The organism is Pseudohongiella sp., from assembly GCF_011050365.1.
In the GTDB taxonomy this organism is placed as follows: domain Bacteria; phylum Pseudomonadota; class Gammaproteobacteria; order Pseudomonadales; family Pseudohongiellaceae; genus Pseudohongiella.
On record NZ_DRFV01000016.1, the window covers coordinates 224,614 to 248,710 of the forward strand.

16 protein-coding genes and 2 pseudogenes are annotated in these 24,097 nt (G+C 56.8%); 14 read left to right on the forward strand and 4 right to left on the reverse strand.

Features of this window, described 5'->3' with window-relative positions:
- Window position 1 precedes the first annotated feature (1 nt).
- The 12 genes and pseudogenes from miaA to ENH71_RS14145 all read left to right on the forward strand — a co-directional run bounded on the left by miaA (window position 2) and on the right by ENH71_RS14145 (window position 14,092).
- On the forward strand, window positions 2-940 hold the full coding sequence (miaA, locus tag ENH71_RS14095; RefSeq protein WP_317622428.1) for a tRNA (adenosine(37)-N6)-dimethylallyltransferase MiaA: 939 nt from the start codon (window positions 2-4) through the stop codon (window positions 938-940).
- Window positions 941-1,043: 103 nt separating this feature from the next.
- Window positions 1,044-1,319, forward strand: a complete 276-nt coding sequence (gene hfq, locus ENH71_RS14100) for an RNA chaperone Hfq (RefSeq protein WP_070117931.1) — start codon at window positions 1,044-1,046, stop codon at window positions 1,317-1,319.
- Between the two features lie 13 nt (window positions 1,320-1,332).
- Window positions 1,333-2,610: a ribosome rescue GTPase HflX gene (hflX, locus tag ENH71_RS14105; protein ID WP_294136332.1), complete on the forward strand. Its 1,278-nt coding sequence runs from the start codon at window positions 1,333-1,335 to the stop codon at window positions 2,608-2,610.
- Between the two features lie 138 nt (window positions 2,611-2,748).
- Window positions 2,749-3,963: an FtsH protease activity modulator HflK gene (hflK, locus tag ENH71_RS14110; RefSeq protein ID WP_294136330.1), complete on the forward strand. Its 1,215-nt coding sequence runs from the start codon at window positions 2,749-2,751 to the stop codon at window positions 3,961-3,963.
- Between the two features lies 1 nt (window position 3,964).
- On the forward strand, window positions 3,965-4,831 hold the full coding sequence (gene hflC, locus ENH71_RS14115) for a protease modulator HflC (protein ID WP_294136328.1): 867 nt from the start codon (window positions 3,965-3,967) through the stop codon (window positions 4,829-4,831).
- Between the two features lie 138 nt (window positions 4,832-4,969).
- A complete protein-coding gene (locus ENH71_RS14120) occupies window positions 4,970-6,163 on the forward strand; it encodes an ATP phosphoribosyltransferase regulatory subunit (RefSeq protein ID WP_294136326.1) in 1,194 nt (397 codons plus the stop codon).
- Window positions 6,164-6,233: 70 nt separating this feature from the next.
- Window positions 6,234-7,538 carry an adenylosuccinate synthase gene (locus ENH71_RS14125; RefSeq protein WP_294136324.1) on the forward strand — a complete coding sequence of 435 codons (1,305 nt, stop codon included), beginning with the start codon at window positions 6,234-6,236 and terminating at the stop codon, window positions 7,536-7,538.
- 53 nt (window positions 7,539-7,591) lie between these two features.
- On the forward strand, window positions 7,592-9,316 hold the full coding sequence (locus ENH71_RS14130) for a potassium/proton antiporter (protein ID WP_294136322.1): 1,725 nt from the start codon (window positions 7,592-7,594) through the stop codon (window positions 9,314-9,316).
- Between the two features lie 68 nt (window positions 9,317-9,384).
- A complete protein-coding gene (locus tag ENH71_RS14135; RefSeq protein WP_294136320.1) occupies window positions 9,385-10,422 on the forward strand; it encodes an alpha/beta fold hydrolase in 1,038 nt (345 codons plus the stop codon).
- A 51-nt stretch (window positions 10,423-10,473) separates the two neighbouring features.
- Window positions 10,474-11,694, forward strand: a pseudogene (locus ENH71_RS16090) (NAD(P)-dependent malic enzyme); the annotation flags it as partial.
- Between the two features lie 78 nt (window positions 11,695-11,772).
- Window positions 11,773-12,759: pseudogene (locus tag ENH71_RS16095) on the forward strand (phosphate acyltransferase); the annotation flags it as partial.
- An 88-nt stretch (window positions 12,760-12,847) separates the two neighbouring features.
- Window positions 12,848-14,092 carry a hypothetical protein gene (locus ENH71_RS14145; RefSeq protein ID WP_294136318.1) on the forward strand — a complete coding sequence of 415 codons (1,245 nt, stop codon included), beginning with the start codon at window positions 12,848-12,850 and terminating at the stop codon, window positions 14,090-14,092.
- Window positions 14,093-14,103: 11 nt separating this feature from the next.
- Here the strand turns inward: ENH71_RS14145 and ENH71_RS14150 are convergent, their stop codons facing one another.
- The 3 genes from ENH71_RS14150 to ENH71_RS14160 form a co-directional block, all read right to left on the reverse strand.
- Entirely contained in the window at window positions 14,104-15,399 is a 1,296-nt protein-coding gene (locus tag ENH71_RS14150; RefSeq protein WP_294136317.1) for an acetyl-CoA C-acetyltransferase, read from the reverse strand.
- Window positions 15,392-17,563, reverse strand: coding sequence for a 3-hydroxyacyl-CoA dehydrogenase NAD-binding domain-containing protein (locus ENH71_RS14155; protein ID WP_294136315.1), 2,172 nt, complete (start codon window positions 17,561-17,563; stop codon window positions 15,392-15,394). Before ENH71_RS14155 ends, ENH71_RS14150 begins: the two co-directional genes overlap by 8 nt.
- Window positions 17,564-17,688: 125 nt before the next feature.
- Window positions 17,689-19,320, reverse strand: coding sequence for an alkaline phosphatase family protein (locus ENH71_RS14160; RefSeq protein ID WP_294136313.1), 1,632 nt, complete (start codon window positions 19,318-19,320; stop codon window positions 17,689-17,691).
- A 239-nt stretch (window positions 19,321-19,559) separates the two neighbouring features.
- Here ENH71_RS14160 and ENH71_RS14165 point away from each other — a divergent pair, with 239 nt between their 5' ends.
- A complete protein-coding gene (locus tag ENH71_RS14165; protein WP_294136311.1) occupies window positions 19,560-21,770 on the forward strand; it encodes an acyl-CoA dehydrogenase in 2,211 nt (736 codons plus the stop codon).
- Window positions 21,771-21,888: 118 nt separating this feature from the next.
- A complete protein-coding gene (locus tag ENH71_RS14170; RefSeq protein ID WP_294136308.1) occupies window positions 21,889-22,902 on the forward strand; it encodes a hypothetical protein in 1,014 nt (337 codons plus the stop codon).
- Window positions 22,903-22,930: 28 nt separating this feature from the next.
- Here ENH71_RS14170 and ENH71_RS14175 read toward each other — a convergent pair whose 3' ends face one another.
- Window positions 22,931-24,097 (reverse strand): efflux RND transporter periplasmic adaptor subunit, encoded by a 1,167-nt coding sequence (locus ENH71_RS14175; RefSeq protein ID WP_294136306.1) that lies wholly within the window; start codon window positions 24,095-24,097, stop codon window positions 22,931-22,933.

A 24,097-nucleotide genomic window follows, 5' to 3' on the forward strand; every position in this document is an offset into this window, starting at 1 on the left:
GATCGCGCAAAAGTGTCCGGCAATTTGCCTGATGGGTCCCACTGCATCTGGTAAAACAGCGCTGGCCATTGACATAGTGCAGCGCTTTCCCTTTGCCATCATTAATGTCGACTCGGCGCAGATATACCGCGGCATGGATATTGGTACCGGCAAGCCGGATGCCGAGACCCTGCGTCTGGCGCCGCACCGGCTGATTGATTTCCTGGACCCGTCAGAGTCGTATTCAGCGGCCCGGTTCCGCAGCGATGTCATCCGGGAAATGGCCGATATTCGCCATCAAGGCCGCATACCGTTGTTGGTGGGTGGCACCATGCTTTATTTTAAGGCTTTGCGCGATGGCCTGGCCGTGTTGCCCGGCGCCGATCCTGCTGTTCGCGCACAGATCAGCGCGATGGCACAACAGGAGGGCTGGTCCGCTGTGCATGCCCGTCTGGCTGATGTCGACAGTGTCGCAGCGCAGCGTATCCATCCCAACGATCCGCAGCGATTGCAGCGCGCTCTTGAAGTATTTATGGTCACGGGCCGGTCAATGACAGATCTGCAAGCCCGGAACCAAGTCCCTGACAACTTGTCAGAAGACCTGATGTTTGTGTCAATCCAGCCGGCAGAGCGCAGCGTACTACATACAAAGATCGAGCGAAGATTCCGGCAGATGATCGACGTCGGGCTGGTCGAAGAGGTACGGCGGCTGCACCAGCGAGGCGACCTGCATACCGGGTTGCCATCAGTCAGAAGCGTTGGATACCGGCAGGTTTGGCAGTATCTGGACGGTGAAATCAGCTTTGATGCCATGGTGGAAAGAGGTATCATTGCCACACGACAGCTGGCTAAACGGCAGGTGACCTGGCTAAGAAGCTGGGATAAATTGCACAATTTCGACAGCGAAAGTCCGGAAACCATGGCTAAGGTCTTGAAATTGATCCACTCGGCCTCCATATAGACGCTATAGTCAGAGTGGCGAGGCGTTTGGTTAGAACGTTGCTGGACGGATCCATATTGCTTTTTAACGTTTTTTTAGCTGAATTTTTTTAAGGAGAATATCAATGTCAAAAGGGCACTCCCTACAAGACCCTTTCCTGAATGTGCTGCGTAAGGAGCGTATTCCGGTTTCCATCTATCTGGTCAGCGGTATCAAACTGCAGGGACAGATAGAGTCTTTCGACCAGTTTGTCATTCTGCTGAAAAACGCAGTTAACCAGATGGTTTACAAGCACGCAATTTCCACTGTTGTTCCGGCACGTACGGTGAAAATACCGACCACGAACGGCGGTGAATTCACTCACGAAGACGACGAGTCTGCACCAGGTAATATGGCCTGAATCGAGGGCATGATTGTTTTTTGAGCGTCCCGAGGGTGGAGAATCCTCAATTCTTGTTCATATCGACCTTGATTCTGAGCGCGAACAGGAAGATCCCGTAGAATTCGAAGAACTGGTGCGCTCATCCGGCGCCGACCCGGTCGCCTTTATCAAAGGCAGCCGGAAGTCGCCGGATGCACGTGTTTTTGTGGGTTCGGGCAAGCTGGCGGAAATAGCCGCTGCCGTCGCAGAACACGAAGCCCAGCTGGTGTTGTTCAATCACTCTCTGTCTCCGAGCCAGGAGCGAAATCTTGAGAAAGAGCTGCAGTGTCGGGTGCTGGATCGTACCGGGCTGATTCTGGATATTTTCGCCCAGCGTGCCCGCACCCATGAAGGTAAGCTTCAGGTAGAGCTGGCCATGCTGCAACATACCGCCACACGCCTCAAGCGCGGCTGGACGCACCTTGACAGGCAAAAAGGCGGCGTCAATCTGAGGGGGGCGGGCGAGACCCAGCTCGAGATGGACCAGCGCATGATTCGTCAGCGCATCAAGAACATCAATAAAAGCCTCGCCAAGGTTCGTGCCCAACGCGAGCAGGGCCGTCGCTCGCGCAAACGGGCAGAAACGCCGGTGGTATCACTGGTAGGCTACACCAATGCGGGCAAGTCTTCGGTCTTTAACACCATCACCAGTGCCGGTATTTATGCGGCAGATCAGCTATTCGCCACGCTGGACGCGACCCTGCGCCGTATCCAGCTACCGTCGTTCGGTGAAGCGGTACTGGTTGATACGGTGGGTTTTATCAGTCATTTGCCGCACAAGCTGGTGCAGGCATTCCGGGCGACGCTGGAAGAAACCGTACAGGCAGACCTGTTGTTGCATGTGGTTGATGTTGCGAATGACGCGCACGATTACTATATAGAGCAGGTCAATGAGGTGCTGACAGAGATCGGCGCCGACGATATTCCTTGTATTCAGGTGCTCAACAAGATCGATCTGGCCCAGGGTTTTCAGCCGCGCGTTGATCGTGGTGAAGACGGCAAGCCAACCCGGGTCTGGGTGTCAGCCAAAACCGGCGCTGGCATGGACCTGCTGCTGGCGGCCATCAGCGAGATGCTGGGGGAAGATGTTGTCCAGCAGGCGTTGACCATCAGTCCCGACGAGGGGCGCTTGCGCGCCCGGCTGTACGCGCGGGGTGCAGTCACCACTGAAACCACCGATGACAGTGGCAAGGTGGTGCTGCAGATCAAGTTGCCGAGACTGGATTTTGAGCGGCTGCTGCAGGAAGAGCGCCTGCTTCACGATTCATAACTATATCACCGGCCCTTGGCAAGCCGTACAATGTCCGTCCGGTCTTAAGACCAGACCGGGCATGCTTGTCTGAAAAGCTGGGTTAATGTGCAATAATTCGTTAAAATCAACCGGCATTCGCTGGGTACGGAGTAAACGATGGCTTGGAATGAACCTGGAAACAAAGGTAAAGATAACGACCCCTGGGGCAGTGGCGGCGGGGGTGGTCGGCGCGGTGATGACCAGGGACCACCTGACATTGACGAGCTGATCAAAAACCTGAGCAAAAAATTCAACGGCCTGTTCGGCGGCAAGGGCGGCAGCGGTTCATCCGGTGGTAGTGGCGGCAGTGCCGGCGCGTCAGCCGGGTTGCTCGGCGGCCTGGTTGTGCTGGCGGTGGTGGTGTGGGCAGCCATGGGCTTCTACACCGTCGATGAAGCGGAGCGTGGCGTAGTCATGCGCTTTGGTGAACTGCGCGATGAAGTGGTCATGCCGGGCCTGCGCTGGAATCCGCCGTTGATCGACGAAGTTCAGAAGGTCAATATTTCCCGGGTCAACACGCGCTCCTACTCAAACGACATGCTCACGACCGACGAAAATATCGTCACCGTGTCACTGTCGGTTCAGTATCTCGTGCAGGATCCGATTCAGTATGTGGTTCGTGTGCGTGATCCGCAAAGTGGTCTGGACCAGGCCGTTGAATCAGCGATTCGTCACGTTGTTGGCGGCACCACCATGGACCGCGTGCTGACTCAGGGCCGCGCTGAGGTGGCAAATGAGGTGCGCGAACGTGCACAAAGCTACATGGAGAATTATCAGACCGGTATCATGGTGACGCAGGTCAACGTCGAAAATGCCCAGCCGCCCGTTGCTGTGCAGGGTGCGTTCGATGACGTGATTCGTGCCAGAGAGGACGAGCAGCGGGTACAGAACCAGGCACTGGCGTACGCCAACCGGGTAATCCCGGAAGCGCGTGGTGAAGCCCAGCGTATCATCGAGCAGGCAAATGCCTACCGTGATGAGGTGGTGGCCAGATCCGAAGGTGAAGCCTATCGTTTCGAACAGCTTCTCACCGAGTATGCGCTGTCACCTGAGGTTACCCGCGAGCGTATCTACATAGATTCCATTCAGGAAGTGCTGCGCAATTCAAGCAAGGTGCTGATTGATGTTGAGGGCGGCAACAACATGATGTTTCTGCCGCTGGACCGCATGATGCAACAGGCGGGCACCGGTGCCATGGGCAGTGGTGTAACCAGTCTGCAACTTAATAACCAGCAACTCCGTGAGCTTGCCGACCAGGTCAGCCGCGAACTTTCATCCCAGTCCACGACCGACCGGTCTCGTACGCAGATGCCGGCAAGGGGGCCTCGTTAATATGAAAAATTTTGTCGCAGGTGCAGTTTTATTTCTGATTGTTGTAGTGGGCGCCAACTCGGTTTTTGTCGTGAAGGAAACCGAGCGTGCCGTGATGCTGCAATTTGGTAATATCGTGGATACCGATATACCCCCGGGCTTGCATTTCAAGGTTCCGTACGTGAACTCTGTGCGCAAGTTTGATGCCCGTATTCTCACGGTAGATGCAACACCGCAGCGCTATCTGACACTGGAGCAGAAAGCCTTGTTGGTGGATTCCTATGCCATGTGGCGCATCACGGATGTCGAGCGTTTTTATACCGCGACCTCCGGTGATGAGTCCCGCGCTAATGCGCTGCTGGCGCAACGGGTCAACGATGGCCTGCGGAACAAGTTTGGTGAGCGCGATCTGCAAGAGGTGGTGTCCGGGCAGCGTGATGCGCTGATGAACGAATTGACCACTGAGCTTAATACCTATGTTGCCAACGAATATGGTATCGAAGTGATTGATGTGCGTGTCAAGCGTATTGATTTGCCTGATGACGTGCGGTCCTCGGTTTATGAGCGCATGACGTCCGAGCGTCAGCGTGAAGCACAGCAACTGCGCTCTCGTGGTAACGAGCTGGCCATTGGTATCGAAGCGGATGCCGATCGTCAGGAAGCTGTCTTGCTGGTGGAAGCCTACCGCGACTCAGAGCGCATCCGTGGTGATGGCGACGCCACTGCTGCGGCTATCTATTCGGCGGCATACACACAGGACCCCGAGTTCTATTCGTTTACCCGCAGTCTCAATTCGTATCGCGATACGTTTTCGTCCAAAAGCGACGTGATGTTGCTTGATCCGGAAAGCGATTACTTTAAATATCTCCGCAGCGATGAGGCTCTTTGATCTGACAGGCCGGCGTTTAGCCGGCTTTGTTTGAACGACAGGGTTTGACGAGCGACAGGCGCATAATTGTGCCGCAGGAAGTTGCGGCACAATTCTCCAAGAGTTTCAGCAAAAAAAAGATTAGGCAGGAAGGGATACATGACACGCGCTGACCGCTGGCTGCTGCCGGAAGGGGTTGAGGAGGTTTTGCCGCCGCAGGCCCACAGACTGGAAACCTTGCGCCGCGAGATACTCGACCTGTATCGGGGTTGGGGTTATCAATTGGTGATCACGCCCATGATCGAGTATCTCGACTCGCTGCTGGTGGGATCATCCCATGATCTGGATTTGCATACCTTCAAAATAACCGATCAGCTCAGTGGTCGCATGATGGGCGTGCGGGCTGACATTACGCCCCAGGTCGCACGCATTGACGCGCGCAACCTGCATCGGGATGGACCAGCACGGCTTTGTTACGCTGACAGTGTGCTGCACACGCGCCCGCAAGGCCTGCTGAGCTCGCGTGTCCCCATAAAGATTGGTGCCGAGCTGTTCGGTCATGCCGGTGTTGCCTGTGATATTGAGCTGATTCTGTTGATGGCGCAAACACTGCGTCTGGCAGGTATCCGCCCGATTCACGTGGTGTTGGGTCATGTCGGCATCTTTCGTGGACTGGTCGCCGCTGCGGGCCTGACTGCCGAGGCGGAAACCGAATTGTTCGACCTGGTGCAGCGCAAGGCACATGCGGAGACCGACGCCTGGCTGGATGCCAATGTCCACCAGCAGAGCGTTCGTGAGCAGCTGAGGGGGCTGTCCCAGCTCAGCGGCGGTGCCAACGTCATGATGCAGGCAGAAACACTGCTGGCGTCAGCGCCGGCTCAGGTCCGCGATGCCCTGAGTGAACTGGGCCAAATCCATGAGGCAGTCGAGAGGCTTTCGACTGATATCAGTCTGGGCTTCGATCTGTCTGAGTTGCGCGGTTATCAGTATCATACGGGAACGGTGTTCGCCGCCTACACACCGGCACACGGCAGAGCTGTGGCAAAGGGCGGTCGGTATGACGAAATTGGCAAAGTGTTCGGTCGTGCGCGCCCGGCATCAGGCTTTGATGCAGACCTGAAGCTTCTGGCCCAATTAAGTAGCCGCGACTATCCGTCGCCCCGGGTTGTGCTCGCGCCGGGCCGCGGCGACGCAGCATTGCAAGCGTTGATCGCAAAGCTTCGTGACAGTGGCGAGGTTGTGATCCAGCACCTGGGCGACGAGCCGCCCGATGACAAGTTGATGCGTGAACTGCAATGCGGCGCATGTATCGTGGCCGATGATAAACTGGGTTGGCGCGTGGTCGAGCGCTAGGGCACTGCCCGCAACCTGTTATATCAATTCGATTTTTCAGCACATTTATTTCAGCACGAGTATGGGGAACATGGGTAAGAGCGTTGTTGTTTTGGGCACTCAATGGGGTGACGAAGGGAAAGGCAAAATTGTTGATCTGCTGACCGAGCAGGCAGCAGTCGTGACGCGTTTTCAGGGTGGTCACAATGCCGGTCATACATTGGTCATCGGCGGCAAAAAGACAGTGCTGCATCTTATCCCGTCGGGCATTCTGCGTGAGGGTGTCACTTGCGTCATAGGCAATGGCGTTGTGGTCAGTCTGGAAGCGCTGATGAAAGAAATCGGCGAGCTCGAGGCTCAGGGTATTCCCGTTCGTGAACGGCTCAAAATCAGTGGCGCCAGCCCGGTCATTCTGCCGTCCCATGTGGCCCTGGATCAGGCTCGCGAAATTCGTCTGGGTGACGGTAAAAAAATTGGCACCACCGGCCGGGGTATTGGCCCTGCCTATGAAGACAAGGTTGCCCGTCGCGGCATTCGTATGGGCGAGTTGTTTAACCCCGAACATCTGGCGGTACGCCTGCAGGAAGTCATGGAATATCACAACTTCATGCTGACCAACTATTATCAGGTCGATGCGGTTGATTTCGACAAAACCCTGGCCGAATGCCTGGCTTACGCCGAGCAGGTGCGCCCGATGCTGGCCGATACCGTGGAGCTTGTGCACACACATCGCAAGGCGGGTGATAACCTGATGTTTGAAGGTGCCCAGGGCTCGCTGCTGGATATCGATCATGGTACCTACCCCTTTGTGACGTCGTCCAATACTACCGCCGGCGGCACTGCGACCGGCAGTGGGTATGGTCCGCTGTACCTCGATTACGTGCTGGGCATCACCAAGGCATATACCACCCGGGTCGGGTCCGGACCGTTCCCGACTGAACTGTTTGACGAGGTCGGTGCGCACCTGGCCCATGTCGGCATGGAAAAAGGTGCTACCACTGGTCGCGCCCGCCGCTGTGGCTGGTTCGACGCTGCAGCTGTGCGCTTGGCGATTCGTATTAACAGTGTGTCGGGTATCTGCCTGACCAAACTGGATGTGCTGGACGGGCTGGAAACTATCAAAGTCTGCACCGGGTATGAAAGTTCTGCCGATGATGCAGACGCGGTAGCCGCCTGCATGACCGTGGATCGCTATGAAAAACTCAGGCCCGTCTACGTTGAGCTGCCAGGCTGGAGCGAATCGACAGCAGGCGCCCGCTCACTAGCCGAGTTGCCAGAGAATGCCCGCGCTTACATTCGGTATATCGAAGAGGTCATTGAGGCACCGGTTGATATTATTTCGACAGGTCCGGATCGGGACGAGACGATTATTCTGCGGCATCCTTTCGGCAGTTGATATCTGGTTATGCCTGGAATCTGTGATTTAGCATAATCAGTCTGGGACGTAACATGGATCTATTGGCCATCAACAGCTTTTTTCTGATCGGCGCCCTGCTGGTGGGATTCAGCGTGCTGTTCAGCGCTGTTTCCTCCCGTCTGGGCGTGCCGATTCTGTTGATCTTTCTGGGTGTCGGTATCCTCGCCGGTGAAGAGGGTATCGGCGGTATAGTGTTTGACGATTACCCCCTCGCTTTTTTTGCCAGCAATCTTGCACTGGCCATCATTCTGTTTGACGGCGGCATGCGCACCCGTGTTGCCAGTTTCAAGGTGGCTTTGTGGCCGGCCTTGTCAATGGCGACCGTTGGTGTCGTTATTACCGCTGCGCTGACCGGATTGGTAGCCGCCTGGTTATTCAACCTCGATCTGCTGCAGGGTCTGCTGATAGGCGCCATTGTGGGCTCAACGGACGCTGCGGCGGTATTCTCCCTGCTCGGTGGTCGCCATATTAACGAACGTGTGCGCGCCACGCTGGAAATCGAGTCCGGCAGCAACGACCCGATGGCGATCTTTTTGACCGTTACCCTGATTGATATATTGGCCACGGCCCAGGGCGGGAGCACCAACACGGCATTTGGCTTTGTTGTCAGTCTGGTGCAACAGTTCGGGTTGGGTGTTCTGCTCGGTGGCGCCGGTGGCTGGCTGTTATTGCAGCTGATCAATCGCAGTACACTGGCCAACGGCCTGTATCCCCTGCTTGCCGTCAGTGGCGGCCTGTTCCTGTTTGCGCTGACAGCCTTTGCCGGCGGCAGCGGTTTCCTCGCGATCTACCTGTGCGGTGTTTTCCTCGGCAACAAACCGTTGCGCAGTCGCACCTCAATACTCAGTGTGCTGGACGGACTGGCCTGGCTGAGCCAGATCGGTATGTTCCTGGTGCTCGGATTGTTGCTCACGCCCAGTGAGCTATTGCCAATTGCGGTGCCCGGGTTACTGCTGGCGCTGTGGATGATTCTGGTTGCCCGGCCGCTGGCTGTTTTTGTCAGTCTGGCACCGTTCAGTCGTTTCAAGATGCGTGAACGATGGTACCTGTCGTGGCTGGGTCTGCGTGGCGCGGTACCGATCATTCTGGCGGTGTTTCCGGTCATGGCGGGGCTGCCGGACTCACAGTTGTATTTCAATCTGGCCTTCTTTGTGGTGCTGGTATCCCTGCTGGTGCAGGGCACATCCATTCCATTTGCCACCCGTCTGGCGAAAGTCCAGGTGCCATCACAACCCATGCCGATTTCACGGGCGGGTCTCGAGATTCATCACACCAGTGAATGGGAGTTGTTTGTCTACCGTCTGGGCGCCGAAAAATGGTGCATCGGGCGGGAGCTGAGACGGCTCAAGATGCCTGACGGCACCCGCATTGCAGCCCTGTTCCGGGGCCGTGAACTGTTGCACCCGACGGGCAGTACGCGATTGCTGGCCGATGATATCCTGTGCATTATTGCACATGAGCATGATCTGCCGGCGTTGGGTAAATTGTTCAGCGTGGCACCGTCCAGTGGCATGGATGACTGGTTCTTTGGTGACTTTATTCTGGATGCCTCGGCGAGTATTGCAGATCTGGCGCCGGTATACGGGCTGCATCCCGACCCCTCCGTCATCGGGCTGAGCATAGGGGACTTTCTCAATGAGCGCATGGGGGGCAAACCCGTGCTCGGCGACCAGCTGGAGTGGCAGGGATTTATCTGGACCATAGCCGCTATTGAGGACGGTAACGTCAAGCGCATTGGCCTGAAACTGGCGCAATAACACCCTTGCCGGTTTCGTGTAAACTGTTTGTTAGCAGGATTAACAGGCAAAAATAACAGGAGAGAATAATGCTTTTATCCCGACTTTATCATACCGGTCGTTTGTTGGCGTTGGCCGGCGCTGCGCTATTGGCAAGTACCAGTCTGGCAGTTGCGCAGAGCCAGCCGCCCAGTGAACCGCCGGCTGACTGGGGGCCGGTATCTGCGTCAATGGCAGAAATTCCCTATCCGCACCCGGTCGAATACATGCCGGTTACCCACATTGGCCAGGACGGTCTGAAGGCATATATGGATGTCGCACCCACCGGTCCCGCCAATGGACAGACAGCCATGCTGTTTCACGGCATGAACTTCGCGGGTATCGGTTTCGCGCCGACCATCGAGGCACTGACGGCGGCCGGCTTCCGCGTCGTGGTGCCTGACCGTATCGGCTATGGCCGTTCGTCCAAAATGGACATTCCATATAACCTGCATATATTTGCGTCAGATGCGAAAAAGCTGCTTGATCATCTGGGTATAGAGCAGACTGCTATCGTGGGGCACTCCATGGGTGGCATGCTGGCGGCGCGTTTCGCCATGACTTACCCGGAAACCACCACGCATGTGGTGTTCGTGAACCAGATCGGTATGAGCGACCAGCGCCCGGGTCGCCCGTGGCGGGACATTGAAGAGGCAGCGCAAAGCGTACGCGAGAACACCAGCTATCAGTCGATTCTGGCCAATCACATGCGTTACTACAACACCGAGATCAAACCGGAATACCTGGAGTTTGTGCGCTATCAGTATGGTCAGACGCTGACGTCTGCCTGGCCATTACTGGCACGTATTCGTGCCTGGCAACAAGCCATTCTGTATTTCGACCCCGTGGTCTATGACTGGCAGCATATTACCACCAAGGCGCTGGTGCTGGGCGGTGCTGACGACAGGTTGACCCGTGACTTTGCCGGTCAGGCGCGTATGGTGGCGGAAACTTTACAGAATGCAGAGTTGAATCTGTATCCTGGCATCGGTCACAATCCACATTTCGAAAATCCGGAGCAGTATCACGCAGACCTGATAGCATTCCTGCGATCTGATCCGGCTGTGCCGGCGAGTTCTGACTGGTAAATACAGCGCTCCCGATAACGTCCAACATGCCAAGGAAAAGGAAGGATATAAATGTCCGAAGACTCATTCAAGGATAGCGCGCTTCGCTACCACTCGGAACCCACACCGGGCAAACTCGCCATTCGGCCCACCAAGCCGCTGGCGAATAACCGCGACCTGTCGCGTGCCTACTCGCCCGGTGTTGCCTTCGCCTGTGAGGCGATTGCAGAGAATGCCAGTGAGGCCGCCAACCTGACCGCACGCGGCAACCTGGTAGCGGTTATCACCAATGGCACGGCGGTGCTGGGCCTGGGCAATATCGGGCCGCTCGCTGCCAAACCGGTGATGGAAGGCAAGGCAGTCCTGTTCAAAAAATTCGCAGACATTGATGTCTTTGATATTGAGATTAACGAAACTGACGTCGATAAACTGGTAGACATCATCGCGTCGCTGGAACCGACGTTCGGCGGCATCAATCTTGAGGATATCAAGGCGCCTGAATGTTTCCTGGTTGAGCGGCGGCTGCGTGACATCATGAACATACCGGTGTTTCATGATGACCAGCACGGCACCGCTATCGTGGCCGCCGCTGCTGTTTATAATGGCCTGCGAATCGTCAATAAAAAGTTCGAAGACATTAAACTGGTGGCCTCCGGCGCCGGTGCTGCGAGTATTGCCTGTGTCGAGCTGTTGATCAGCATGGGCGTGAAAAAAGAAAATGTGCGTATGCTGGATCGAAATGGCGTCATCTATCAGGGCCGCACGCAAGGCATGAACCCGTGGAAAGAGCAGTTCGCGGTCGACACGCCCGACCGGACCATCGAAGACGCCATTGTTGATGCCGATCTTTTTCTTGGTCTGTCGGGCCCGGGTGTGCTCAATGGAGCCATGGTCAAGACCATGGCGCGCGACCCACTGATTCTGGCAATGTCCAACCCGATACCGGAAATCATGCCGGAAGAGGCACGCGCAGCACGGCCGGACGCCATCCTGGCTACCGGACGCTCGGACTACCCGAACCAGGTCAACAATGTTCTGTGTTTTCCGTTCATCTTCCGGGGTGCACTGGATTGTGGTGCCACCCATATCAACGATGAAATGAAGCGGGCCTGTGTCCGGGCGATTGCCGACCTGGCAACACGGGAGATTTCCGAGACCGTGGCCAAGGCGTATATTGATGAAGACCTGAAGTTCGGCCGCGAGTATCTGATTCCCAAGCCGTTTGATCCGCGCCTGATTGAAGAAGTGCCGCTGGCAGTTGTCAAAGCGGCCATGGCCAGCGGTGCGGCGACACGGCAGATTGATGATCTGGATGCCTACCGAAATAAACTCAGCGCCTATGTCAACAGCAGCCGGCTGTTCATGCAGCCGTCTATCGATCTGGCCGCCAAACACCCGGCGCGTATCGTTTATGCAGAGGGTGAAAATGAAGATGTACTGCTGGCGATGCAGGCGGTTGTTGACGAGGGTGTTGCCAAGCCCATACTGATTGGGCGGCCGCAGGTTATTGACACCAAGATCGAAAAAATGGGTCTGCGTCTGGTGCCTGGCAGGGACTTCGAAGTTTTTAATTCGGAAGAAGCAGATGTACACAAAAAGTACTGGCAGTTCTATCACCATCATGTGGGGCGTTCAGGTGTTTCGGTGGAGGCCGCCAGAACTGCCGTGCACAGCAATACCACAATACTGGCGGCGTTGATGGTTGCCATGGGTGAAGCGGATGGCATGGTGTGCGGCAAGGTGGGTCGTTTCGATACGCACCTGAAGGACATCCGTCCCATCATCCGGTCAACCAAACCCGGTGGCCGATTGTCGTCGGTCTGTGTCCTGTTGATGGATGATGGTCCGCTGTTTTTGACTGACCCCTTTGTCAACGTCAACCCGAGCGTCGACGAAGTTGTTGATATCGCCAAGGATGCCATCAGTTTTGTCCAGCAGTCATTTGATATCGAACCTGTTGTCGCCTTGTTGTCGCATTCGAATTTCGGCAGCTACGAAGACGATTCGGCGATAAAAATGAAAACGGCAGCGCACCGCTTGCGTATGCAAATGCCGGAGGTTCAGATTGACGGAGAAATGCATGCGCTTACAGCGTTGAATCCGGAGCTGCGGGCTACCGTGTTCGAAGGTTCCAATATCAAGGGTCGAGCCAATGTGTTGGTGATGCCAAACATGGATACCGCCAGTATTGCGCTTGGGCTGTTGCGCTCGTTTACCAATGGGCGCCTGATTGGACCTTTCCTGTGTGGCCTGGAAAAGCCGGCCCATATCCTGATCCCATCAGTATCAGGTCGCGGGATTCTGAATCTGACCGCGCTTGCCTCGGCTGATATCTTCCAGCACAAAAATAACCTTTAATCATCACGAGTCAGTGCATGCTGGCGACCAGTCGCCAGCATGCATCGTATGACAATGTTTCTGGTATCCGGTTTTCGGGAGCGACTTGATGTTGGCAGGCAAACCAGCGCTGTTTCTAATCGTTGGCACTACGATGTTGACGTTGCTATTGCCTGTCGGCGTGGCTGCCGAAAGTCCCTGGCGGGACCCGCATCCACAACGCCTGGATGGCTTCGTTGAAGGGCGTGAATTTCTTTACAATAGTTCCAGTTTTATCAACCGGTTCAGTTATCGCCAGTTGTCCGACTTGCCGGCACCGGGGGATGATGGTTTGTCAGGCACCGGCGGCAGTGTCACTGGTGATGAACTGTATCTGGAAACAAATCTGCAAAAAACGCTGTATTTTGATGATGATCGCTACGGGATCGTCGCACGGGTTCAGCGTCGCGAAGACTTTGATGGACGCTTTGATCGTCAGCTGCTTGGGGTTGTCCGACGTTTCGGCGATAGCTGGCGCGCCATGTTTTCAGCGGATGTGTCCGGTGACAAAGGTGAGGTGGATTTTCAGTATGAGCTGACGTGGCAGCCGGATAATGATCGCAGGCTTCGCCTGGCTCTGATTCAGGTTGACCGGCTGTATAACAATAAGGGTAATAGCGACAACAAGTACGAGCGCACCCCGGTTACCCTGTTTGCTCACTATCAGCAACGCCTGAAGTCAGGGCTGGGTGTGGATCTGGCCGTTAATTACTCTCCGCATGCGCAGTACGAGGACCGCAGCAATGCTTTGTATGTTCGCGGCGATCAGCTTCGGGTGGCCGGCGCTCTGAGTGCAGATGTGTCGCCGTCATGGCGTTCCGGGTTGTCTTTCAGACTGGAGAATACGGGGCGTGAATTTCGCGCCCTGATGGCAGACAGTGGCGCCGGTCAGGAAGATTTTGACCGCCGCCTGCGCAGCGTTACCTTGTCTGTGAGATCTGACGCGTCAACGGAATTCCATGCCGGGTTACGGCATTTTGTGCTGGAGGAGCAGGGCTGGTTTGGTCAAAACCTGGCCAGCACTGGATTCAATCGGCATAGTGAAACCTTGCTGTTCGCCGGCATGACGGTTGCCCGCCGCGCGACAAGCTGGTGGGAGCCCACGTTGACCATTGGTGGCATCGATGTTGACAGGGTGCTGCAGCAACGACCGGCGGACAATCGCCGGGACGAAGATGTATTGGCCCGCCTGACGCTGCCCTGGCGCTATGTTGTACATCAGCAAAGTGGCGCAATCCTGACATTGAATCCGACACTGAACCTGGATTCACTGAAATTTGGTGGTGGCAATATACAGCTGCACTGGCCGTTCTGATACCGACGACATCATGGGCGTTCAACGATAGCTGCAACGCCCATGCCGCCAGCAGTGCAAACCGAAATCAGTCCACGACCTTTGCCTTTCTCTTCCAGAATGGCGGCCAATGAGCCCAGTATGCGCGCGCCGGTCGCGGCGAAGGGGTGGCCGAATGCCAGTGAGCCGCCTTTGATGTTCATTCTGTCGCGATCAATGCGTCCCAGCGCGTGCGGCAGTCCCAGTTTGTCGCGGCAAAAAGCATCATCTTCCCATGCCTTTAGCGTGCACAGTACCTGCGCCGCAAATGCCTCGTGTATTTCATAACAATCAAAGTCCTGCAGTGACAGCTGGTTTTGCTGCAGCATTTCGCTGACGGCAACGGTTGGCGCCATCAGCAGCCCTTCTCCGTGCACGAAATCGATGGCGCTGGTACGCCCGGCAGTGAGATAGGCCTGAATAGGTAGCTTGTTCTTGCGGGCATAGTCTTCACTACACAACAGCACAGCCGCTGCCCCGTCGGTCAAGGGGGTACTGTTGCCGGCAGTCAGGGTCCCGTTTTTGCGATCAAAGGCGGGTTTCAGCGTCGCCAGTTTTTCTATACTGGTGTCGGCCCGCAGATTATTGTCCCGGCTGACCCCCTGATAGGCGTTCACCAGGTTGTCGAAAAAACCGGCCTCATATGCTTCAGCTGCTTTCAGGTGACTCTCCAGTGTCAATTGATCCTGGTCCTTGCGGGCAATGCCCCACTCTCGCGCCATCAGTTCACAATGCTCGCCCATGGACAGCCGGGTGCGAGGTTCGCCGTTGGCCGGAGGTTGTGGCGCCAGTTCTGCCATGCGGAAGCCTTTGAAGGCGCGCAAGCGAGACTTGATATCCCGTGCCTGACCCAGTTTGATCAGGCGCTGTGCAAATTTGCGCTTGAATACAATAGGTGCGTCGCTGGTGGTATCGGTGCCGGCAGCGATGGCGCATTCAATCTGACCGGTAGCGATTTTGGCAGCTGACATCAGGGCTGCCTGCAAGGAGGTACCGCAGGCCATCTGCAGTGTGATACCGGGTGTCGACGGAGACAGGTCTGTGCTCAGAATTGCTTCCCGCGCCAGATTCCAGTCCTTGCTGTGTGTGGTGACTGCGCCGGCCAATACCTCATCAATTTTTTTGCCCGCCAGATCGAACTTGCTGCTCAACTGCTGCAATGTGTCAGACAGCATGTCCAGGTTGGTCAGCTCCGAGTAAGCTGTGTTTGAACGGCAGAATGGTATGCGGATGCCGCCGGCAATCACAACGCGGCGCAGAGTCTGTGAGTTTTCTGTTGAATTAGTCACGTGTTTGTTTCTCCTGCCCGGTTTTGGTTTCGGTCTCTTTTCCGCTGTCGTCGCTGTTCTCTATATCGGTGCTTTTATCGGTGCTGTTATCGGTTTCTGTGTCGTTCTCGTTCTCGGTCTCTGCCGATTTGGAGGTACTTTCCACTTTGGGTTGGCGTTCGCGATTTTCCAGATAATGCAATGGACCGCCGCGGAAGGGCGCAAACCCGGTGCCGAAGATCATGCCTGCGTCCAGCAGGTCGGCATCTTCGACAACGCCTTCGGTCAGTGCCGCCTGACACTCATTGATATAGGCAGCGATCAGTTTGTCGGACAGTTCCGCCAGATCATGCCCGGTTGCCGCACCGTCATGTTTTTTGGGTTTGTCTTTCTCCCAGACATAGATGCCTTCACCGGACTTCTTGCCCAGTTTGCCGTCATCGACCAGGGACTTGATAAAGGCCTTCTGCGGGCTGTCATCTGAGTCGCTCTCGCCGTCCTGCAATACGCCAGTGACCATCAGGCAGACATCAAGCCCGACGGTGTCGGCCAGTTCAACCGGTCCCATTGGCATGCCGAAGGCTTCGGCGGCGGCATCCAGTGCTTCGGCGGGCACGCCTTCCTGATGCAGCTGCAACGCTGTCATCATGTACGGGGCCAGTACGCGGTTGACCAGAAAGCCGGGGCTGCTTTTGGCCGGCAATGGAAAGCGGCTGATTTGCTGGCAGAAAGCCGCGCCTTTCTTGCGGTATTCGTCGTCCGTGTCCGGCCCGTACACGACCTCAACCAGGGGCATCCTGGGCACCGGGTTAAAGAAATGCAGACCGATAAGGCGGGACGGATTCTGTAACACACCAGCGAGTTTCTCCAGCGGAATGGCCGATGTATTGGTCGCGAGTACGGCGCCTTCCTTCAATTTCGGTTCAAGATCTTTGAACAACGCCTGCTTGGCCTCGGCATTTTCAAAAATGGCCTCAATCACCACGTCTGCGCGGTGCACAAGACTGGCGTCCACATCGGGTCGCAGCCGTGCCAGTGCCGCTTTGACTTTGGCGGGGTTACGCAGTTTTTTGCGGAACAGCTTTTCAGCGCGCTCCAGTGCCGGTGTGATGTATTTCATCTCGCGGTCCTGCAGGCTGACGTCCATGCCGCGGAGCACACACCAGGCGGCTATATCACCGCCCATGGTGCCGGCGCCGACGACATGGACATGACGCACGTTAAAGTCGGCTCCTTTGCCCAGAGATTTGAGCCGTTCCATCAGGTGGTAGGTGCGGCGCAACCCTTCGGCACTGGGTGATACCATCAGTTCACCAACTGCGCGGGCTTCCTCGCGCATCATTTTCTGGCGATTGCCACCGTAGCGCTCCCAGACGTCTAGCAGGCGGTAAGGGGCCGGATAGTGGTCCGGATTGGCTCTGGGTCGGGTTTTCTTGCGCATCTGGACGGAGAGTATTTTTCGCGCCGGCCACAGATTACTCAGGCGCGCGACCAGGCCCGGCTGGCCGCTTTTCTTTCCGGCCATCACGGCACGGCGTGCGGCCCAGAGGAGCTCCTCATGGCGCCCGATAACCTCATCAATCAGGTGAACAGCTTTGGCGGCCCGGGCGCTGATCTGACGAGAGGTCAACATCAGCTCCATGGCCTTGAGCCCGCCCATGGTGTGTACCGATCGGGCCGAACCCCCGAAGCCGGGGAAGATGCCGAGCTGGACTTCCGGGAAGCCCAGTCGGGTGGATGGCACATCCTTGGCAATACGGTAGTCGCAGGCCAGTGACATTTCCAGGCCGCCGCCCAGGCAGTAGCCTTCGATGGCAGCCACAGTTGTACAGGGCAGGTTTTCCAGGCGGGTGAACATATCGTGTACCCGCGAAATCTCCGCAGTGACATTCTCCGCAGAGGTGAAGCCTTCGAACTCTTTGATATCTGCGCCAAACACAAAGCCTGTGGATTTGCCGGATAGCAGCACCAGGCCTCTGGGTTTTTCCTGCTCTGCCAGGATGAGCAATTGCTCAAACTCTTCCAGCACCGCGCGCGAAAGCGAATTGACGCGTTCCCCTTCGCGGTCCAGGTAGGCATAAATGATGTTGTCGCGGTCGCGGGTCAGATGCCAGTGACGGAATTTATCCGTCATGGCGTCGGGGGCTGTTGCTTTGAGATCCGTATGTGTTGATGACTCGCTCATGAATACCTCGGGCAGTAGTGTTGCTGCTGAATGTATTCATTTTGCCTGAGGCTGTCCGCCGATACAAACGGGTGCTCACCGGAGTTGCAGTCGGGTCCGGTGTCAGTCTTTATTGCCCGAGCGGGTTACCAGCCCAGGGCGTGACGCATGACATGATAAATGTAGTTCTGTTCATGTGTGCTATGGAACAAATGCGCCCAGGGACCGCGGGCATAGATGGCCACATCTTCGCCGGCATGGCCTTCGGACTCCAGTGGCACCAGTGCTTCCTGGTGGAAGTCCGGGTGCGTGGTGTCGACTTCGCGCAGGTCGTGTCTGCCGCCGGCGATAGGCATCTGGTAGCGGCTGTCGCCACCGGCATCTTCAGCGAAGCCCAGTCCGTCACGGTAACCCAGTGTGGTATAAGGCATGTCGTCGGCCGCGATACTGACTCCGGCTTGTGGAAGGCCCTGGTCGTCGTTGCCGACAACTGTTCCCAGAATCGGGTTGCCGCGGGTGGCATACCCGCCAAGGGTCAACGTGTGGCTGTGATCGGCGGTAACAATGATCAGCGTGTCTTCATCGCTGGTCAGCGTCATCGCTTTCTGCACGGCGTCAGCGAACTCCCTGGTATCCTGCAGCGCCCGGTAGGCATTGCCTGCGTGGTGGGCATGATCAATACGGCCGCTTTCCACCATCAGGAAAAAGCCGTCTTCCTGTCCCTGTTGTTGCAACAGGCGGATGGCGGTTTCCGTCATCGCGGGCAGGTCGGGTTCGCTGGCATCGTCGCCGGCGCGGTCATGGGAATAACTCATCTGGGAGCGACTGAACAGGCCTAGCACATGTGCGGTACTGGTGACGTCCACAGCTGCCAGCTGGTCCTTGTTCCAGACAAAGGCGCTGTCGTTGTATTTCTCCAGCCATTCCCGGGTAAGGTTGCGGCCGTCCAGCCGCTGACCCGCCCCTCCCGTCAAGGGTTCAGTTTCTGTGGTCGGCACAAAGGCCGCCAGGCCGCCGCCCATGGCCACGTTGACGCCGGCGCCGAAATCAAAGGACAGCAATTGCGCGGCGATATCCTGACAACCAGCGGCAATGGCTTCCGGGCTCAGGTTGGCGTCGCTTTCCCAGTTGCGCTCGGGGCTATGAGCATAGGTGGCTGCGGGTGTAGCGTGAGTGATACGGGTGGTGGTGACAAAGCCGGTGGCCAGGCCACGGTCAGCAGCGTCCTGCATTAGGCTGGGCACTTCCGTGCCCAGCGAGGACTGGCAATCGCCACGGTCAGCGTATTGATTGACCCCGATAACGCCGGCACGGGTCTTGATACCGGACATCATGGCAGTCATGGTGCCCGCAGAGTCAGCGGTCTGCTGGTTGGTGTTGTAGGTCTTGGACAGTGCCACGTAAGGGAAACTTTCGAATGTCAGCCGGTTCTCCTCGCCAGCGCTGCCGCGCAATTGACCATCGAATATGCGGGCGGCAGTGACCGTTGAGATGCCCATACCATCACCGACAAAAAGGATGACATTTTTTGCCCTGTTGGTGATCGGTGTTCTGGCCATTGCGCGCTGGAGTTCGGCCTGTCCCTGCGCCTGCCAGTGCTCAGGTGATTCTTCAGCCGGTGCCGGGTAAAAAGTCTGTGCTGCTGCCAGCGGGGTCGCAGTGCTCAGTGCCAGGGTCAGCTGCAGACTGAATCGTATGCACGGGCTGTGATAGGCAAGACCGCGTCGTATGGTTGAGTAACAGGTTGATGCGACTGGATGAAGGTTGCTGGCTGACATGGATTGTCCTGGTATCATTGATTAATGTGCGGTGTTAACACTCTGTTTCAGCATATCTTTTGAGCTTATCAGTTAGATGACAGCGTGTCGCATGGAAGTGACGGTGGTGTGCCCCGGTGCAGCTCTGCGCGAGGGGCCCTCTCGTGCGTGACAGAAAAATGAACGCATTCCAATTTCAGTCAATCCCAGTTATTCTGTGGGCTACAGCTCAGCAATGATGTTCGCGAGGAACACGATTTATGTTTTCAATGATTATGAAGTTCATGCGGGATAACAATGTGCTGCCGCGTATTTCTGACACAGAGAAACAGGCGCTGGAGGCCGGCACAATCTGGATTGACGGACAGATTTTCTCTGGCAACCCGGATTTCCGCAATATGCTTGATGAGCCCTACAACCTGCTGTCCGACGAAGAGCAGGCGTTCATGGACGGGCCGACAGAAGAATTGTGCCGGATGATCGACAGTTACCAGATCACGACCACCCGCAAGGTGCCCGATGAGGTCATCGATTTCATCAAACAGCAGGGCTTCATGGGGCTGCTGATACCCAAGCAGTACGGCGGCAAGGAATTCTCCACCCTCGCCATCTCGTCAATCATGGCGAAAGTGAATGCTTACTGCCCGACGGCCGGCACCTTCGTGGTCATTCCCAATTCCCTGGGGGCCGCGGAATTGTTGAAGCACTATGGTACCGACGCACAGCGGGATGAGTACCTGCCGAAACTGGCCAGTGGCGAGTATGTGCCCTGTTTTGGCCTGACCGAGCTGACCGCAGGTTCTGATGCGGCTTCGATCAAGGCAGAGGGTGTGGTCTTCAAGGACGATAATGGCGAAACCAAAATCCGGATGAATTTCCGCAAGCGCTATATCACGCTGGCGCCCGTTGCCAACCTGATCTCCCTGGCGTTTCAAATGCACGACCCGGAAAACCTGTTGGGCAAGGGCGAATACCCGGGAATCACAGTGGTCATGTTGCACAAGGGTACGCCCGGGCTCAAAAACGGCGATCACCATCTGCCAATCGGCATGAGTTTCTATAACGGCCCCATTATCGGTGAGGATGTCATCGTCTCGCCAGAGCAGATTATCGGTGGTCCGGAATACACCGGTCAGGGCTGGCGCATGCTGATGGAGCAGTTGGCCGGTGGCCGGGCCGTGTCCTTGCCCGCCGGTGCCATTGGTGGCATGAAACTGGTGGCCGCTGCCACCGGCGCCTACTCCATGATTCGCCACCAGTTCGGCATTCAGATCGGTCTGATGGAGGGGGTGCAGGAAAAGGTGGCACGTATCGCCGCGTTTGCCTATATTTTTGAGGGCGCACGGGTGTACTCGTGCTCGGCACTGGATAATGGGCAACAGCCGCCGGTGATCTCTGCGCTATTGAAATCCAGCAGTACGGACTACGGCCAGCGGTCCCTGATTGATGGCATGGATGTGTTTTCCGGCGCCGGCGTGATGCAGGGACCGCGAAACATTCTGGGTGGCGGCTACAGCAGCGCACCGGTCAGTATCACGGTAGAAGGGGCCAATATCATGACCCGAACCCTGATTACCTTTGGTCAGGGCGCAACGCGTTGCCACCCCTATGCGCTGCCCCTGGTCAAGGCTGTAGAGGACAATGACGCCACGGCGTTTCGCCAGCGCTTGCTGGGCTGGCTGTGGCATACCGTCAGCAATTTTTTCCGCAGCAAGGTGCGTGGTCTGACCCGCGGTTTCAGTGCCGGCAGCCCCGAGTCGGGGGAGGTCGCCACCTACTATCGCCGTCTGGCCTGGGCCTCTTCGCGGTTTGCGCTGCTGGCCGACCTGGCGCTGTATCTGATTGGCGGCAAACTCAAGGTTAAAGGCAGCCTGGGCGGCCGTTTTGCAGATGCGCTGACCTGGCAGGTGCTGGCCATCTCCACTTTGCGTCGTTTCAAGGCCGAAGGCAGCAAGCCTGAGGATCTGCCAATCGTTAAATACAGCTGTGAGTTTGCTCTGGCGCAGATTCAGGATGCCTTCGAGGGCATTCATGCCAATTTTGATGTGCCGGTGGTCGGCTGGTGGTTGCGCGGCCCGTCATCCTGGTTCCTGCGCCTCAACCCCTTGTCGCGCGGCCCCTCAGATGAGCTGATCCCGCCGACAGCGGGCGCCATTCAGCAGCTGAATGATCAATTCAAACGCTTCACTGATGGTATTGCGCCATTCGCTGAGGACCAGCCGGGTATGGGTCATCTGATGAAAGCCTTCCGCCTGCATTCGGAAGCTGCTCCGGTAATGGAGCGGATCCATCAGGCGCAGAAGGCCCGCAAATTGCCCCGGGGATTGTCTTACGACGTCGTCGATGAGGCACTGGACGCCAAGGTCATCAGCGCCGATGAGGCGACGCTGATGCGTGATGCCAATGCGGCAGCGATGGCAGCGATCGAAGTCGATGTGTTCGCGCCGGAAGACTACTTTCAGGAGGCATGATATCGGCGTCAGCGAGTAAACCAACGAAAAATGAATGAATTCATTTGACCTGTTCTGGTACCCGTGATATCAAATATTCGCGTGGTACCAGACTAATAACAAACAAAGAAGTGGTCCTATGAATGTTTACCTGTTGCAAACCAGGACAGCGTCGCTATCGCTGTCATTATCTTTACTGGCCGCCGGCCTGATCAGTTCCTCCGTATACGCTGCTGATGATGGGCAAACGCCCATGACCGCCTGGGGCGTCCCTGATCTGCAAGGCATCTGGGACTATTCGTCCAGAACCGCCGTTGAACGCCACCCCCGTTTTGAAGGCAAGCTGACTGTCAGTCAGGAAGAGGCCGAGCGCCTGGTGCCATCACTCAAGGAATATACCGACGCGCTTGAAGAGCGTGGTGCAGAAGCGCCGGGCCCGGAGAATGTGGGTGGTTACAATGCGTTCTGGATTAACCCCGGCGATTGGCTGGCCGTTATTGACGGTGAGCTGCGTACCTCGTTGATCATAGCGCCTGAAGATGGCCGTATTCCCTGGACTGAGGGTGGCCGTGAAATCCGTGCGGCACAGCGGGCTGCCATGGCCTACCCGGATATGGATGAAAATGATGGCCCTGAGGGACGGTCGCTGGCTGAGCGCTGCATGCTCAGTTTTGCATCCATCGTTCCCTTTACGCCATCACTTTACAATAACACCACGCAGATTGTGCAAAGCCCCACGCATGTCATGATCCTTGCTGAAATGGCGCACGATGCACGAATTGTGAAGATTGATGGCGAGCACGATCCGCACGGTGTGCCGCGCTGGCACGGCGATTCTATCGGGTACTATGAAGGTGATACGTTGGTGGTGGAGACCATCAATTTTGATCCCGAGCAGATAGCCCGCGGCAGCGGATACACCTCAGCCAATGCCAGAATCACGGAGCGTTTTTCGCGCGTCAACGAACGGGAACTGCGCTATCAGTTCACCATTGAAGATCCGGAATTGTATGAAACGGCGTGGACCGGCGAACTACCGATGTTTGCTGCGCCGGACCTGTATGAATATGCCTGTCATGAAGGCAACCATTCCATGCCGGGCATTCTGATGGGTGCTCGTGTGCTTGAGCAGATGGCTGAAGAGGAGCAATAATCCGCCGTAGAGCGCCGGTGACGCCAGTCTAGTTGGTTGTCACCGCGCTGCCATCCATGACCTGGTCGGATGGGAATACAATCACCTGGTCGTTTTGCTGCAAACCGTCAAGGACCTGTGCGAGGTCGCGATTACGACGACCGATCCGTATTTGCCTGAGCACTGCCTGCTCCTGTTCTACCACGAAGACATGCCAGTTATTGTCCCTTCGGAACAGGGCACTGATCGGCACCGTCAGCACCTCATCTTCCTGCCAGACCACGATGTTCGCTTCGATACGGTATTCCGCGCCCAATAAAGGGGGGCCACCATTGCTGCCGGTCAGGCGTCCGATGACATTGACGCGTTGCTCCTCCACACCCAGTGCAGAGTATTTGGTAAACGCCTGCGGCTCAATGTAGTCCACCGTGCCAGGCAGAGTTTCCTGGCCGCCCCACCCGGTGATCAGAATCGTATCGCCGGGGCTGACTTGCACGGCATCCTGCGTCAGCAGGTCGATCACCAGTTCCAGGGCATCGCCGTCACTGATCCGGAACAACTCTGTGCCCGCAGCTATCACCCGGTCGCCGCGCTCGTAGACGGCCTGCACGGTCCCGCTGACGGGTGCGGTCACCGTCAGGTTATTGCTGTCAGACTGGTTGCCATCCAGGCCCATCAGCGCCGCTCTGGCGTTTTGCACATCCGCCTGTGCTGCAATTACTGCCGCGCGTGCACTGAGCAGTCGGGCTTCGGCTGCGGCCTCGGTTTGCTGATAGCTGTCACGTTCTTCTTCCGATATCAGGCGGTCCAGAAACAGGCGTTCGCGGCGTTCAGCTTCCCGCTGTGCGCGTGGCAACGCGGACTCAGTCTCTATCAGGGTGGCTTCTGCTGCGCGCTGGCGGGCCTCAGCGGCTGCGAGATTGGCCCGGATGCTGGCTTCTGTCCGGGTATCTTCGGCAAGCAATGCGATTTGCGCCAGCACATCGCCCTGTTGCACGGACATACCTTCGATCAGGTTATTACGCAACAGGTGGCCGTTGACCGGCGCGGTAATGGTGTAGGGCAGGCGTGCCCGGGTGCGACCCTGTTCCTGCACAGTCACCGTTAGCGGCCGCGTTTGTACCACGGCAGTCTCCACCGACAATGGTGTTGACGACAATAGCCACAGTACGGACACGGCCATCACGATGGCGGTCATGATTATCCATTTACGCAT